The organism is Microbacterium saccharophilum (assembly GCF_007992455.1).
Lineage (GTDB): Bacteria > Actinomycetota > Actinomycetes > Actinomycetales > Microbacteriaceae > Microbacterium > Microbacterium saccharophilum.
This window is the reverse complement of the sequence record NZ_BKAH01000015.1, coordinates 21,984-35,578: the sequence shown is the minus strand read 5'-3', so window position 1 is coordinate 35,578 and position 13,595 is coordinate 21,984. Positions and strand designations below refer to the sequence as shown.

Genomic DNA, 13,595 nt, shown 5'->3' with positions numbered 1-13,595 from the left:
GTGGCGCCGTGTCGCGGACTACTGCGTCGCGGTGTCGTCGAGGCCGAGGATGTCGATGACGAAGACGAGGGTCGCGCCGCCGGGGATCGTGCCGCTGCCGGCCTCGCCGTAGCCGAGCTCCGGCGGGATGACGACGAGCAGCTGCGATCCGACCGTCTGACCCTCGAGCGCCTGCGCGAAGCCGGGGACCACGCCCTCGAGGGTGACGGTCGCCGATGCGCCCTTCTCCCACGTCGAATCGAACACCTCGTTGTCGTCCCACGTGACACCGGTGTACTGGATGCGGGCCGCGGTGTCGCCGGTGACCGGCTCGCCGTCGCCCTTCTTCAGCACCTCCACGACGAGGTCGGTGGGCGCCTCGGCGTCGGGGACGATGATGCCGGGGCGACCGTCGGGGGCCAGCACGACGGACGGCATCCCCGTCCGGTCGTTGAACTGCGGGGTGCCGTCGGCCGCGGCGAGGAAGACGCGCTGCAGGTCGAGGACGATGACGGCCGCCTGCCCGTCGGTGAGCCCGAGGTTGGTGGCGGCCTCCTCGGAGAGGTCGTCCGGTGCGACGGCGCCCACGATGCGGGAACCCTCCGTCGCGCAGTCGAGCATCTTCGCGATGCCCTCGTAGTAGTTCGCCCATTCGGAGACCCGCTGGACCTGCGTGCCGGCGGAGACGAGGGTCTCGCCGGACTCTCCGTCGACGATCGTCGCAGTGAACTGCACGTCCTGCGCACGCGAGGTCACGGCCAGGCCGTCGCCGACCTCGGCATCCGTGTACACCGTCTCGTCCACGTACACCGGCGGGGCGATCGTCACGGCGGCGGAGCCCGGCGCACCGGTCACGTCGATGAGGTCGAGGGCCGACGAGTCCGCGTCGGGGCGGTCGCACGAGGCGGCCGGGGCCGACGACGAGCAGCCGACGAGGGCCAGGGCGGACAGGCCGAGAACGGCGACGACAGCGGGGATCCTGCGCATCCGATCAGTTTACGGCGTCGCCGGTGCTCTCCCCCGCCGCCCGCCGCGCTCCCTCCGCCGCGCGCTGCGCGTCGCGCACCCGCTTGCGGAGGTTCTTGTCGGTGATCTGCCGGTCGCCGACGGCGCCGGGGGTCCACTGCTCGACGTCCTCATCCGCGTACGTGGGCTTCTTGAGCGCCCGTTTCCGCACGTCCGGGGGCACGGCGCCGGGCGCGAGCCGGCGGGCGGTGAGGAGGAAGCCGGTGTGGGCCACCATGCGGTGGTCGGGGCGCACCGACAGGCCCTCGACGTGCCAGCCGCGGACCATCGTCTCCGTCGCCTCGGACTCGGTGAACAGTCCGGTGCCCCGGATGTACTCCGCGACCCGGCTCAGCTGCGTCGCGGTGGCGATGTAGCACAGGACCACCCCGCCGGGGGTGAGGGCCTCGGCGACGGCGTCGATGCACTCCCACGGCGCGAGCATGTCAAGGACGACCCGGTCGACCGATCCCGGCTCGACGACCTGCGGCAGCTGCTCGACGAGGTCACCCACGACGACCTGCCACGCCGCCGGATAGTGCCCGAGGAAGGTCTCGACGTTCGCTTCGGCGACCTGCGAGAACTCCTCGCGGCGCTCGAACGACAGCAGCCGCCCGGCGTCGCCGATCGCGCGCAGGAGCCACAGCGACAGCGCACCCGACCCGACGCCCGCCTCGACCACCGTCGCGCCCGGGAAGATGTCGGCGGCGGTGAGGATCTGCGCGGCGTCCTTCGGGTAGACGATCGCGGCACCGCGCGGCATCGACATGACGAAGTCGCGGAGCAGGGGGCGCAGCGCCAGGTATTCGTGGCCGCCGCTGTTGGTGACCACCGAGCCGTCGGGCTGGTCGACGATGTTCTCGTGCCGGAGCACGCCGTGGTGCGTGTGCAGCTCGCCGCCCTCGCGCAGCGTGACGGTGTGCAGCCGGCCCTTGGGGCCGGTCAGCTGGACGCGGTCGCCGTAGCGGAACGGGCCGCTCGGTCGCAGGTCGGCGCTCATGCGGATGCTCTCTGCCGGCGTGCGGCGTGTTCGGTGTGGAAGTCGCGGAGGTCGGCGGCGGTGCGGCCTTCGAGGGTCGGCCAGAGCCCGTCGGCGCCGGTGCCGACGAGGGACACCATGAGCGGGACCCCGAGCGTGACGGCTCCCGACGCGACGGCCGCGCGCATGCCGTTCGGCGAATCCTCGATCGCGACGGCGTCGGCCGGGTCGACTCCCAGCATCCGGGCCGCCTGCAGGTAGGCGTCCGGGAAGGGCTTGGGGCGCGTCGCGTCGTCGCCGGCGATGACGACGTCGAACGCGTCGAACGGCAGCTGCGCGACGACCGTCTCGGCCATGCGGCGCAGCGACATCGTGACGAGCGCGGTCTTGATCCCCGCCGCGCGCAGGTCGCGCAGCAGCTCGACGGCGCCGGGGCGGTAGGGGTTGCCGCGCTCGGCGAGCTGGTCGGTCACGGCATCGGTGAGGTGGTCGACGATCGCGCCGACGCTCATCCGCACACCCGCCTGCTGCAGGATCGCAGCCGACCCCTCCAGCCCCATCCCGACGAGGCTCAGCGCCTGCTCGTGCGACCACTCCCCGCCGAAGCTGTCCACCAGCGCGGTCTCGGCAGCCATCCAGTAGGCCTCGGTGTCCACGAGGGTGCCGTCCATGTCCCAGAGGACGGCGGCGGGGAGGGGGGAGGTCACTGCCCCATGCTACCCAGCGCGGTCGCGCCGCGACCGCGCCCGGGCCCGCATGAGCCTCCCCGGGCGTATCGTGGGTGGACCGCACAGCGACGGAAGGAGCGGGGTGGACAGTCTGGGTCAGCGCGTCCTCGTGGTCGCCTTCGACGGCTGGAACGATGCCGGAGAGGCGGCCTCGGCCGCCGCCGCGCGCCTGCGCGCCGCGAACGAATACGAGCCGGTCCTCTCGGTCGACCCGGAGCTGTACTTCGACTACCAGTACACCCGCCCGCAGGCGCGGCTGGATGCCGACGGCACGCGGTCGCTCGTCTGGCCGGAGGCGACCCTGTGGCGTCCCGCGCCGGGCGAAGGCACCCGGCTGTGGCTCCTGAACGGGGTCGAGCCGGCGCGCGCCTGGCAGGCGTTCGCCGCCGAATTCATCGATGCGGCGCTCAGCGAGGACATCACCGGCCTCGTCGCACTCGGCTCGATGATGTCCGACGTTCCGCACACCCGCCCCATCTCGGTCTTCGCCGGCAGCGACAACGAGCGGCTGCGCACCGAGCTCGGACTCGAGCGCTCCACCTACGAGGGGCCCGTCGGCATCCTGAGCGTGCTGGCAGCCGCCGCCGAGGAGGCCGGCATCCCGACGGCGGCCCTCTGGGCGAGCGTCCCGCACTACGTCGCCGGGCACACCACGTCGCCGAAGGCGACGCTGGCGCTCCTGGACAAGCTCACCGAGCTCACCGGAAGCCCGATCGCGCGCGGCGAGCTGCCCGCCGAGGCGCTCGCCTGGGAGGCGTCGATCGATGCCGCGGCCGCCGATGACGAGGAGATGACGGAGTACATCCGCCAGCTCGAGCGCACCCGCGACACGTGGGACTCCCCCGAGGCGTCCGGCGACGCGATCGCGCAGGAGTTCGAGAAGTATCTGCGGCGCGGCGGCGACGGCCCGTCGAAGCCGGGCCGCGACGAGCCGCGCCGCTGACCCGGCCTGTCGTCAGAACGCCTGCAGGACGCCCGTCGCGAGCAGCACGATGAGCACGACGCCCAGCACGAGCCGGTAGATCACGAACGGCAGGAAGCTGCCCTTCTTGAGGTAGCGCATGAGGTACGCGATGACCGCGAAGCCGACCGCGAACGCGACGACGGTCGCGGCGGCGGTCTCCCCCAGCGTGAACACCGCTGCGCCGGGCTCCCGGATGGCCTGCAGCAGCTCGTAGAGTCCGCTGCCGAACACGGCGGGCACGGCGAGGAGGAACGCGACCTCGGCCGCGGCGGGGCGGGTGTACCCGAGGGCGAGGCCCATCGTCGTGGTCGCGCCGGAGCGCGAGACGCCCGGGATGAGGGCGAGCGCCTGCGCGAAGCCGAGCGCCAGCCCGTGCGGGTAGGTCAGGTCGGCCTCGGTGCGGGTGCGGCGACCGAGGGCGTCGGCGCCACCGAGGATCAGGCCGAAGACGATCAGGACGATCGCGACGAGCCAGAGGTTGCGGAAGGTGTCCCGGATGACGTCCTGGAAGAGGAAGCCGAGCACGCCGATCGGGATCGTCCCGATGATGACGATCCAGCCCATGCGGGCGTCCGGGTCGTTGCGCGGCACGGCCCCGGTGAGCGAGCGGAACCACTGCGTGATGATGCGCACGATCCGATGCCAGAAGTACACGAGGACCGCGAGCTCCGTGCCGATCTGCGTGATCGCGGTGAAGGTGGCGCCGGGATCCTGGGCCGACGGGAGGAACTCTCCCGCGATCCGCAGGTGCGCGCTGGATGAGATCGGGAGGAACTCGGTCAGACCCTGCAGGAGTCCGAGGATGATCGCCTCGAGGAGGTGCATTCTCGCCTTTCAGTACGTGCGGAGGAGGTCGGTCAGCACGCGCTGCCCGAAGCGGAGCGATTCGATGGGGACCCGCTCGTCGACGCCGTGGAACATGCCGGTGAAGTCCATGTCGGCGGGAAGCTGCAGCGGGGCGAAGCCGAAGCCGGCGATGCCGAGCTCGGCCAGCGCCTTGTTGTCGGTGCCCGCGCCCAGCAGGTACGGCACGACGGGGACGCCGGGGTCGTGACGGCCGAGCGCGGCGACCATCGCATCCACGAGCGCGCCCGAGAAGGGCACCTCGAGACCGATGTCGCGGTGCGCGACTTCGAGCCGGATGTCGTCGCCGACGATGCGCCGGATCTCGGCGATGACGAGATCCTCCTGACCGGGGAGCGTGCGGACGTCGATCGCGGCGGTCGCGGCGTCCGGGATCACGTTGTGCTTGTACCCGGCGGTGAGCCCCGTGGGGTTCGCCGTCGTGCGGAAGGTGGAGCGCAGGAACGCCGCTGCCGGCCCGGTCGCGTCGGCGAGGGCATCGGGGTCGGCGGGGTCGCCGCCGCTGAGGCGGGCGAGGGCCTCGACGAGCTCGCGGGTCGTGGCCGTGAGCTCCATGGGCCACGCGGTGCGCCCGAGCTTGGCGACGGCCTCGGCGAGGCGCGTGACGGCGTTCTCCGGGTGGTGCCGGCTGCCGTGGCCGGCGACGCCGGTGGCGTGCAGCCGCAGCCAGACGAGGGACTTCTCCCCCACCTGCAGCAAATAGGCGCGGCGGTCGCCGACGGAGATCGAGTAGCCGCCGACCTCGCTGATGGCCTCGGTCGCGCCGGCGAACCACTCCGGCCGGTCGCGGACGACGAGCTGCGAGCCCTCCACCCCGCCGTTCTCCTCGTCGGCGAAGAACGCGACGACGATGTCGCGCGCCGGCTGCTCACCGGCGCGGAGGATGTCGGCGACCGAGGTGAGGATCATGGCGTCCATGTCCTTCATGTCCACGGCCCCGCGGCCCCACAGCATCCCGTCCCGGACGACACCCGCGAACGGGTCGACGCTCCAGTCCTCGGCGACCGCGGGCACGACGTCGAGGTGCCCGTGCAGGACGAGGGCGGGCTTGTCGCGGTCGCGGCCGGGGATGCGCGCCGCGACGTTCGTGCGCCGCGGGATCGGCTCGTAGTACTCCGGCCGCAGCCCGAGCGATTCGAGGTACGCGCCGACGTATTCGGCCGCCTCACGCTCGCCCTTCGCGCGGCCCTCGCCGTAGTTCGTCGTGTCGAACCGGATGAGGTCGCGGGCGATGCGGGCGACCTCGGGAAGGTCGGCGGTGTCGGGCATGCCGTCCACGCTACCTTTCCCTGCGGGGCGCTCCGAAAACGAGAACAGGGCCCCTTTCGGGACCCTGTTCCTCTGTGCGCGAGGGGGGACTTGAACCCCCACGCCCTATACGGGCACTAGCACCTCAAGCTAGCGCGTCTACCTATTCCGCCACCCGCGCATTGGGTGTGTGGTTGTCTCCAACCGAAGATCGACATTATCACGTTCCGGCGGGCGCGCAGAATCGGCGGCGTCAGGCGACGGACACGCCGAACAGCAGGCCCAGCAGATACGTGACCCCGGCGGCACCGAAGCCGATCGCGAGCTGGCGGAGACCGCGGCGCAGCGGCGGACCACCGGAGAGGAGCCCGACGGCGGCACCGGTGAGGAGCAGTGCGAGGCCGACCAGGACGAGCGCGGTGATCACGGCGGCGAGGCCGGAGAGCCCGAAGATCCACGGCAGCACCGGGATCACGGCGCCGGAGGCGAAGAACAGGAAGCTCGACACGGCGGCGCCGAGGGCCCCGCCGACGACCTCGTGGTCGTCGCCGTCCGCCGCCGTCGTCCGGTGCGGGGCGGGCAGGTCGGCTCCCTGGGCCGCCCCCACGACACGCCGCGCGCGCTCGAGGGCATCCTCCAGCGGCATCCCGCGGGTGCGGTACACGAGGGCGAGCTCGTTGGCGTCGAGATCGAGGTCGGAGAGCACGTCGGCGGCGTAGTCGCTGGGCTCCGTGGCGGTGAGCATCTCCCGCTGCGAGCGGACCGAGACGAACTCCCCCGCCCCCATCGACAGCGCGCCGGCGAGGAGCCCCGCGATGCCGCTGAAGAGCACGAAGTGCGGCGCGACCCCGGTGGCTCCGATACCCATGACGAGCGCGAGGTTCGAGACCAGGCCGTCGTTCGCGCCGAACACCGCGGCGCGGAACGTGCCGGAGAGCCGGCGGCGGCCGCGCGCGGCGAGGCCGCGGACGACCTCGCGGTGGATCTTCTCGTCGGCGGCCATTCGGGCCGTCGCGAACGGCTCCGCCTCATAGGGGGAACGGTCCTCGGCGTTCTGCGCGAGCGCGAGCACGAAGATCGACCCGAACCGGCGGGCCATCCAGCCGAGGAGGCGCGTGCCGATGCTCGGGGCGGGGAGGCGCGCCGGCTCCTCGCCCAGCAGGTCGAGCCAGTGCGCCTCGTGCCTGCCCTCGGCCTCGGCGAGGGCGAGGAGGATCTCCCGCTCCTCTCCGCTCCGGCGGGCGGCGAGGTCGCGGTACACGCGTGCTTCGGAGCGTTCGTCCACGAGGTACTGCGCCCAGCGTCGGCGGTCGCCGGCAGTCGGCATCCGGGGGTCGTTCACGCTTCTCCACACTCTCGATCGGTCGATTCACGCTACCGGCGGGGCGCGGACGGGCCCGCCGGAATGCCGGGATTGCCAGCATTTCGGAGCTCCGAACCCGCTCCGGGGTCAGGACCGGACGCGGGCTCTCAGCAGGTCGATGCGGGCCTGCAGCTGCGCGACGGTGGCCTGCGGGACGGCCGGGCCCCCGCAGATGCGCCGGAGCTCCGCGTGCACGGCGCCGTGCGGCTCGCCGCTCTGCCGCGCGTACACCCCGACGAGGCTGTTCAGCAGCTGGCGCTGCTCGCGGAGCGTCCGGTGCAGCGGGGCCGGGAGAGCGGGAGCCTCCGTTGCGCCCGCGGTCTGCTCGCGCGCTTCCCGGACGCGCCGGTGCCGGGACTGGCGGGACTGGCGCTGCATGAGCAGCTCGTGCACGTGCTCGGGCTCGAGGAGGCCGGGGAGCCCCAGGAACTCCTCCTCCTCCGGCGTGCCGGGCACGGCGAGCTGGCCGAATTCGCGCCCGTCGTACAGCACGCGGTCGAAGTGCGCGACGGATCCGAGCGCCTGGTAGCTGAACTCCTGCTCGAGCTCGTCGGACGCCTTCTCCTCGCGCTCGGCGGCGTCAAGCAGACTGTCGTCGAGGCCGTCGTCGTCCTTCTCACCGCGGTCCAGTGCGTGGTCGCGCTCGCGCTCGAGCTCGTTCGCGAGGCTGAGCAGCTGCGGCACGTTCGGCAGGAAGACGGATGCCGACTCGCCCCGCCGGCGGGCGCGGACGAAACGGCCGATCGCCTGCGCGAAGAACAGCGGTGTCGAGGCGGATGTCGCGTACACGCCGACGGCGAGGCGCGGGACGTCGACGCCTTCGGAGACCATCCGGACGGCGACCATCCACCGGTTCGTCCCCTGGCCGAAGGTCTCGATGCGCCCGGAGGCGGCCTTGTCGTCGGAGAGCACGACGGTGGGCGCCTCGCCCGTGATGTCGCGGAGGATCGCGGCGTACGCGCGCGCGGCGGTCTGGTCCGTCGCGATGACGAGACCACCGGCATCCGGAACGTCCTGGCGCACCTCGCTGAGTCTGCGGTCCGCGGACCGCAGCACCGCGGGGATCCAGTCGCCTTCCGGATCCAGCGCCGTCCGCCACGCCTGACTCGTCACATCCTTCGTGTTGTCCTGACCGAGGTGGGCCTCCAGCTCGTCGCCGGCGCGGGTGCGCCAGCGCATCTTGCCGGCGTAGACGAGGAACAGGACGGGACGCACGACGCCGTCGGCGAGCGCCCGGCCGTAGCCGTAGTTGTAGTCGGTGCGGGAGAGCCGGATGCCCTTGTCGTTCGGGTGGTATTCGACGAATGGGATGGGCGCGGTGTCGCTGCGGAACGGCGTTCCGCTGAGCAGCAGGCGGCGCGTGGCCCGCCCGTACGCGTCGCGGAGCGCGTCGCCCCAGCTGAGCGCGTCGCCGCCGTGGTGCACCTCGTCGAGGATGACGAGGGTCCGCGACTCCTCGACGATCCGCTTGTGCACGGAGGACTTGACCGCGACCTGCGCGTAGGTGACGGCGACGCCGTGGTACTGCCGCGAGGGTGTCCGCTGCGCATTGCTGAATCGGGGGTCGAGGCGGATCGAGACGCGGGCCGCGGCATCCGCCCACTGGGTCTTCAGGTGCTCCGTCGGGGCGACCACGACGATCCGGTCGATGACGCCGCGGCGCAGCAGCTCGCTCGCGAGGCGCAGCGCGAAGGTCGTCTTCCCGGCGCCGGGCGTCGCGGCGGCGAGGAAGTCGCGAGGGCCCTTGCCGATCCCCTCCGGGCCGTCCATGCCGAAGTACTGGTCCAGCGCCTCGGCCTGCCAGGCACGCAGGCGCTGCGCCGTTCCCCACGGCGCTCGCTGCGGGAACGAGGGCGACAGGTGCTCGGCGGCGAAGCTGCCGAAATGCTCCTGCTGGTCCTCGTACACGAGTGACAACCCTAAGCGAGATGTCCGACGCGCTAGCGTGGAAGGCACCCCGAGTCGAGGAAGTGTCATGTCTGAAGACGAGGCCGCTGCGAGCGCCGAGCGCCCGCCGTTCACCCCCAACGAGACGTCGCACCCGTGGCGCCGCATGGTCGCCATCGGCGACTCGTTCACGGAGGGGATCGGCGACCCCGACCCGCTCCGCCCGGGCGGTCACCGCGGCTGGGCGGACCGCGTCGCGGAGGTCCTCGCCGGCTCGGTCGACGACTTCGCGTACGCCAACCTCGCGGTGCGCGGAAAGCTCATCGGCCAGATCGTCGCCGACCAGCTGGAGCCGGCCATCGCGCTGCGACCGGACCTCGTGACCTTCTCGGCCGGCGGGAACGACGTCATCCGCCCCGGCAGCGACCCGGACGCCGTCGCCGAGCAGTTCGAGGACGCCGTCATCCGGCTCTCCTCCGACGGTGCCACCGTCGTCGTGTTCACGGGCATCGACACGAACTTCACCCCCGTGTTCCGCGGCATCCGCGGTCGCGTCGCGATCTACAACGAGAACATCCGCGCGATCGCGGAGCGCTACGACTGCATCGTCGCCGACCAGTGGGCGCTCAAAGAGGTGCAGGACATGCGGTTCTTCGACGACGACCGGCTGCACTACAACGCGCTCGGTCACCACGAGGTCGCGCGGATGGTGCTGCGCGCCCTCAACGTCCCGAACGACCTGCAGGCGATGCAGCCGGAGCCCCTCCCCCGGCTCACGTGGCGCGCCGCCCGCACGAACGACATCGTGTGGGCTCGGACGCACCTCGTGCCCTGGGTGCTGCGGCGCGTGCGGCACCAGTCCTCCGGCGACGCCGTCACCGCCAAGCGCCCCGATGCGCTGCCCGTGCAGCCGCGGATGTCCGGCGAGGAGCCGCCGGTCGACCAGTGACGGCCGCGCGGCACGCCGCCGGTCAGTCCCGCGGTCGGCCGCGGGTCGGCCGCGGGGCGGCCGCAGGTCGGCCGCGCGGCCGTCGCGGGTCAGTCCCCCGGGCGCAGCTCCCACAGCGCCACGGCGGCGGCCGCCGCGACGTTGAGCGAGTCGACGCCGCCCGCCATCGGGATCGTGACGACGGTGTCGGCGGCCTGCAGGGCCCGGCGCGACAGGCCGTCGCCCTCGGCGCCCAGCAGCAGCGCGACGCGCTCGGGCCGCGCCGCGGAGAAGACGTCGAGCGGGACGGCGCCGTCGGCGAGCGCGAGGGCGGCCAGGTGCAGGCCCGCGTCGTGCAGGATGCCGCCGGCCTCCGGCCATGCCGGCAGCCGCGTCCACGGCACCTGGAAGACCGTCCCCATGCTGACCCGGACGCTCCGGCGGTACAGCGGGTCGGCGCACCGCGGGGTGACGAGGACGGCGTCGGCGCCGATCCCCGCGGCCGCCCGGAACGCGGCGCCCACCTTCGTGTGGTCGACGATGTCCTCGAGTACCAGGACGAGTCGGGCACCGGCGACGACGTCGGCCACCGGCGGCAGGACGGGCCGGTGCATGGCTGCCAGGGCGCCCCGGTGCACGGCGTAGCCGGTGACCCGCTCGGCGACCTCGTCGGAGACGACGTACACCGGCGCGTCCCCGGCGACCTCTGCCGCGTCGGCGAGCCACTTCTCCTGCACGAGCACCGACCGCGGCCGGTGACCCGCGGCGACGGCACGGGCGATGACCTTCGCGGACTCGGCGATGTACAGGCCGCCCTCGGGCTCCAGGACGCGGCGCAGCGCCACATCGGTGAGACTCCGGTAGTCCGCGAGCAGCGGATCGTTCTCGTCGTCGATCCGCAGGATGGGCATGGTTCCATGCTGTCACGGGCCGCGTAACATCCCCGAAAACGAGGGCGCGTAGGCTCGGGCCGTGGCAGCGCAGACGATCATCGACCCCGACCCGGCGGTCACCGCCGCGGTGGGGCGTGCGATCGACGCGCTGGCGGGGCGGAAGGTCGCGGTCCTGACCGGCGCGGGCGTGTCCACGGACTCCGGCATCCCGGACTACCGCGGCAAGGGCGCGCCGACCCGCACCCCGATGACGGCCCAGCAGTTCCTCTCCAGCGACGCCGCCCGCCGCCGCTACTGGGTGGGCAGCCATCTCGGCTGGCAGGCCTTCGCGGCATCCCGCCCCAACGACGGGCACACGGCGCTCGCCGACCTCGAACGCGCCGGCATCGCGACCGGCGTCATCACGCAGAACGTCGACGGCCTGCACCTGCGCGCCGGCAGCCGGCGCGTCGTCGAACTGCACGGCACGATGCGCCGCGTGTTCTGCACGCACTGCGGGCAGGTCTTCGACCGACGCGACCTCGCCGTGCGTGTCGAGGCCGACAATCCCTGGATCACGGTGCCGGAGAACGTCAAGCTCGGCCCCGACGGCGACGTGCTGCCGGAGTCCAGCGACGGTTTCGTCGTCCCGGACTGCAGCGTGTGCGGCGGGATGCTCAAACCCGATGTGGTGTTCTTCGGCGAGTACATCCCGGCCGAGAAGTTCCGCGCGGCGGAGCAGCTCGTCGGCACGAGCGACGCGCTCATCGTCGCCGGATCCTCGCTCGTCGTGAACTCCGGCATCCGGCTCGTCGAGCGGGCACGCCGCCGGCGCCTGCCCGTCGTCATCATCAACCGCGGCGAGACCCGGGCAGACGCCAAGGCGACCGTCAAGGTGGATGGCGGCACGAGCGAGGCGCTCCCCGTGCTCGCGCGGGCGCTGACCGCGCTGTCGTGATCCCGCCCGCTCCCCCGGACCGTAGGCTCGAGACGTGACGACTCTCACGCTCGTGCGCCACGGCGAGACCGACTGGAACCTCAACCGGCTCATCCAGGGCTCGACCGACATCCCGCTCAATGACACCGGACGCGGTCAGGCCCGCGCGACCGGCCTCCGGCTGAGGGAGGAGCTCGCGGCGGAGTCGCCGCTCGTCGTCGCCTCCAGCGACCTGTCCCGCGCCCACGAGACCGCGCGCATCATCGCGGCGGAGCTCGGCGCCGCCCCGCCGCGCACCTACCCGCAGCTGCGCGAGCGCGGCTACGGGGACGCCGAGGGGGTCGGCGTGCACGAGTTCCTGGAGCGCTGGGGCGACTGGAGCACCGCCGAGGTCCCGAACGCGGAGCCGTGGGCCGACGTCCGCGCCCGTGCCGTGGCGGGCCTCCGGCGCGTCACGCGCGACGCGCGGCGTCTCACGGCCCCGGCGGCACCGTCGCTCGTGATCGTGTCGCACGGGGCGCTGATCCGCGAGCTCATCCGACATGCGACCGGCGGCGCCTTCCCCGCCGAGGGCGAGAAGCTCGCGAACGGCTCGACGCACACGTTCCTCGTCGAGCGGGACCGCCTGAGCCTGCTCTCCTACGCCGGCGTCATCCACTGACGTCGGGGCTGTCGCGGCGGCTGCCGGCCGCCGCGCGGTGCAAACTGCAGGATGGAGTGTGACACGAGGGACGCATGTCGCCTCCCACGCCCCACCCGTCACACCCGGCCCTGCAGTTCGCCGCGCACCGGCGCGCCGCGCACCCGGTGGCCGGCGGGTCGGCGCGCCGGCCGGGCTCGTCGGCTGCCGGCCGCCGCGCGGTGCGAACCGCAGGATGCGGTGTGACACGAGGGACGGATGTCGCCTCCCACGCCACACCAGTCACACTCGGCCCTGCAGTTCGCCGCTCACAGGCGCCGCGAACAGGACAGGCGCGCCGGCCAGTACGCCGCGCACAGGGCGCGCCGGCGCGCCGGAAGTCACGGGCGCGCCGGAGGGTCAGGCGTCGGCGCGGCGGACGAGGGTGCGGGCGTGCCGCAGGACAGGCTCGTCGACCATGCGCCCGTCGTGGGCGAACACGCCGCGCTGCCCCTCCGCGGCGGCGAGGACCTCCCGCGCCCAGGCGACCGCGCCGGGGTCGGGCCGGTAGGCGGCGCGGATCACCGGCACCTGGTCGGGGTGGATGCAGGCGGTCGCCGCGAACCCGCTGGCCGCCGCGTCCGCAGCCTCCCGCGCGAGTCCCTTCTGGTCGGCGATGTCCAGGTGCACGGCGTCGATCGCGGCCTTGCCGCGCGCGCCGGCGGCGAGCAGGACCCGTGCGCGGGCGTGCCGTGCGACGTCGCGGTACCCGCCCTTGGGCTTGCGGCTCGACGTCCCGCCGAGCGAGGCCACGAGGTCCTCCGCGCCCCACATGAGCCCCACGACGTTCTCGAGCGCCGCGATCTTCTCGGCCGCGACGACGCCGCGCGCCGTCTCGCAGAGCGCGATCACGGCGAAGCGGGGGTCGAGGCGCGCGATCTGCTTGGCGGACTCGGCCTTGGCGACCATGACCGTGCGGTAGTCCGTCAGCGACAGGGTCGCGAGGTCCGACTCGATGTGCGCGCCGTCGAGCGCGTTGACGCGCACGACGGTGCGCTCCGGGTCGAGGTCGGATTCCATGACGGCGCCGCGGGCGAACGCCTTCGCGTCCGCCGAGACGGCGTCCTCCAGGTCGAGGATGACGCCGTCCGCCCGCTCCGCCGCCTTCGTGAACCGCTCCGGCCGGTCGGCGGGGCAGAACAGCAGCGCCGGGCCCATCGCG

The 13,595-nt window shown here is 73.1% G+C and carries 13 protein-coding genes and 1 tRNA gene; 4 read left to right on the top strand and 10 right to left on the bottom strand.

Annotation, left to right across the window (positions count from 1 at the left end; all coding sequences use genetic code 11):
• Positions 1–18 precede the first annotated feature (18 nt).
• Genes MSA03_RS12605 through MSA03_RS12595 form a run of 3 tightly spaced genes read right to left on the bottom strand, consistent with a single transcriptional unit; the run spans position 19 to position 2,670 of the window.
• Positions 19–966, bottom strand: a complete 948-nt coding sequence (locus tag MSA03_RS12605; RefSeq protein ID WP_147051258.1) for an FKBP-type peptidyl-prolyl cis-trans isomerase — start codon at positions 964–966, stop codon at positions 19–21.
• A gap of 4 nt (positions 967–970) precedes the next feature.
• Positions 971–1,984, bottom strand: coding sequence for a tRNA (adenine-N1)-methyltransferase (locus MSA03_RS12600; RefSeq protein ID WP_147051257.1), 1,014 nt, complete (start codon positions 1,982–1,984; stop codon positions 971–973).
• Positions 1,981–2,670, bottom strand: a complete 690-nt coding sequence (locus MSA03_RS12595) for an HAD family hydrolase (RefSeq protein WP_147051256.1) — start codon at positions 2,668–2,670, stop codon at positions 1,981–1,983. The genes MSA03_RS12600 and MSA03_RS12595 overlap by 4 nt, the downstream gene beginning before the upstream one ends.
• 103 nt (positions 2,671–2,773) lie before the next feature.
• Here MSA03_RS12595 and MSA03_RS12590 point away from each other — a divergent pair, with 103 nt between their 5' ends.
• Positions 2,774–3,634, top strand: coding sequence for a PAC2 family protein (locus tag MSA03_RS12590; RefSeq protein WP_028495778.1), 861 nt, complete (start codon positions 2,774–2,776; stop codon positions 3,632–3,634).
• A gap of 12 nt (positions 3,635–3,646) precedes the next feature.
• On the opposite strand, the gene MSA03_RS12585 is transcribed toward MSA03_RS12590, so the two are convergent.
• The 5 genes from MSA03_RS12585 to MSA03_RS12565 all read right to left on the bottom strand — a co-directional run bounded on the left by MSA03_RS12585 (position 3,647) and on the right by MSA03_RS12565 (position 9,038).
• Positions 3,647–4,480: an undecaprenyl-diphosphate phosphatase gene (locus tag MSA03_RS12585; RefSeq protein ID WP_147051255.1), complete on the bottom strand. Its 834-nt coding sequence runs from the start codon at positions 4,478–4,480 to the stop codon at positions 3,647–3,649.
• 9 nt (positions 4,481–4,489) lie between these two features.
• Complete coding sequence (locus tag MSA03_RS12580) at positions 4,490–5,788, bottom strand: M20/M25/M40 family metallo-hydrolase (protein WP_147051254.1); 1,299 nt, start codon at positions 5,786–5,788, stop codon at positions 4,490–4,492.
• A gap of 75 nt (positions 5,789–5,863) precedes the next feature.
• A tRNA-Leu gene (locus MSA03_RS12575) sits at positions 5,864–5,948 on the bottom strand.
• A gap of 72 nt (positions 5,949–6,020) precedes the next feature.
• Positions 6,021–7,094, bottom strand: coding sequence for a VIT1/CCC1 transporter family protein (locus tag MSA03_RS12570; protein ID WP_147051253.1), 1,074 nt, complete (start codon positions 7,092–7,094; stop codon positions 6,021–6,023).
• Between the two features lie 123 nt (positions 7,095–7,217).
• Positions 7,218–9,038: a DEAD/DEAH box helicase gene (locus MSA03_RS12565; RefSeq protein WP_244946425.1), complete on the bottom strand. Its 1,821-nt coding sequence runs from the start codon at positions 9,036–9,038 to the stop codon at positions 7,218–7,220.
• A gap of 67 nt (positions 9,039–9,105) precedes the next feature.
• Here MSA03_RS12565 and MSA03_RS12560 point away from each other — a divergent pair, with 67 nt between their 5' ends.
• Positions 9,106–9,966, top strand: coding sequence for an SGNH/GDSL hydrolase family protein (locus MSA03_RS12560; RefSeq protein WP_147051251.1), 861 nt, complete (start codon positions 9,106–9,108; stop codon positions 9,964–9,966).
• Between the two features lie 89 nt (positions 9,967–10,055).
• Here MSA03_RS12560 and MSA03_RS12555 read toward each other — a convergent pair whose 3' ends face one another.
• Positions 10,056–10,856 carry a TrmH family RNA methyltransferase gene (locus MSA03_RS12555; protein ID WP_147051250.1) on the bottom strand — a complete coding sequence of 267 codons (801 nt, stop codon included), beginning with the start codon at positions 10,854–10,856 and terminating at the stop codon, positions 10,056–10,058.
• A 61-nt stretch (positions 10,857–10,917) separates the two neighbouring features.
• Between MSA03_RS12555 and MSA03_RS12550 the strand changes: the two genes are divergently transcribed.
• Both MSA03_RS12550 and MSA03_RS12545 read left to right on the top strand, forming a co-directional pair.
• Complete coding sequence (locus MSA03_RS12550; protein WP_147051249.1) at positions 10,918–11,775, top strand: Sir2 family NAD-dependent protein deacetylase; 858 nt, start codon at positions 10,918–10,920, stop codon at positions 11,773–11,775.
• 34 nt (positions 11,776–11,809) lie between these two features.
• Positions 11,810–12,415 carry a histidine phosphatase family protein gene (locus MSA03_RS12545; protein ID WP_147051248.1) on the top strand — a complete coding sequence of 202 codons (606 nt, stop codon included), beginning with the start codon at positions 11,810–11,812 and terminating at the stop codon, positions 12,413–12,415.
• Between the two features lie 378 nt (positions 12,416–12,793).
• On the opposite strand, the gene MSA03_RS12540 is transcribed toward MSA03_RS12545, so the two are convergent.
• Positions 12,794–13,591, bottom strand: a complete 798-nt coding sequence (locus MSA03_RS12540) for an HpcH/HpaI aldolase/citrate lyase family protein (protein WP_147051271.1) — start codon at positions 13,589–13,591, stop codon at positions 12,794–12,796.
• Positions 13,592–13,595 lie beyond the last annotated feature (4 nt).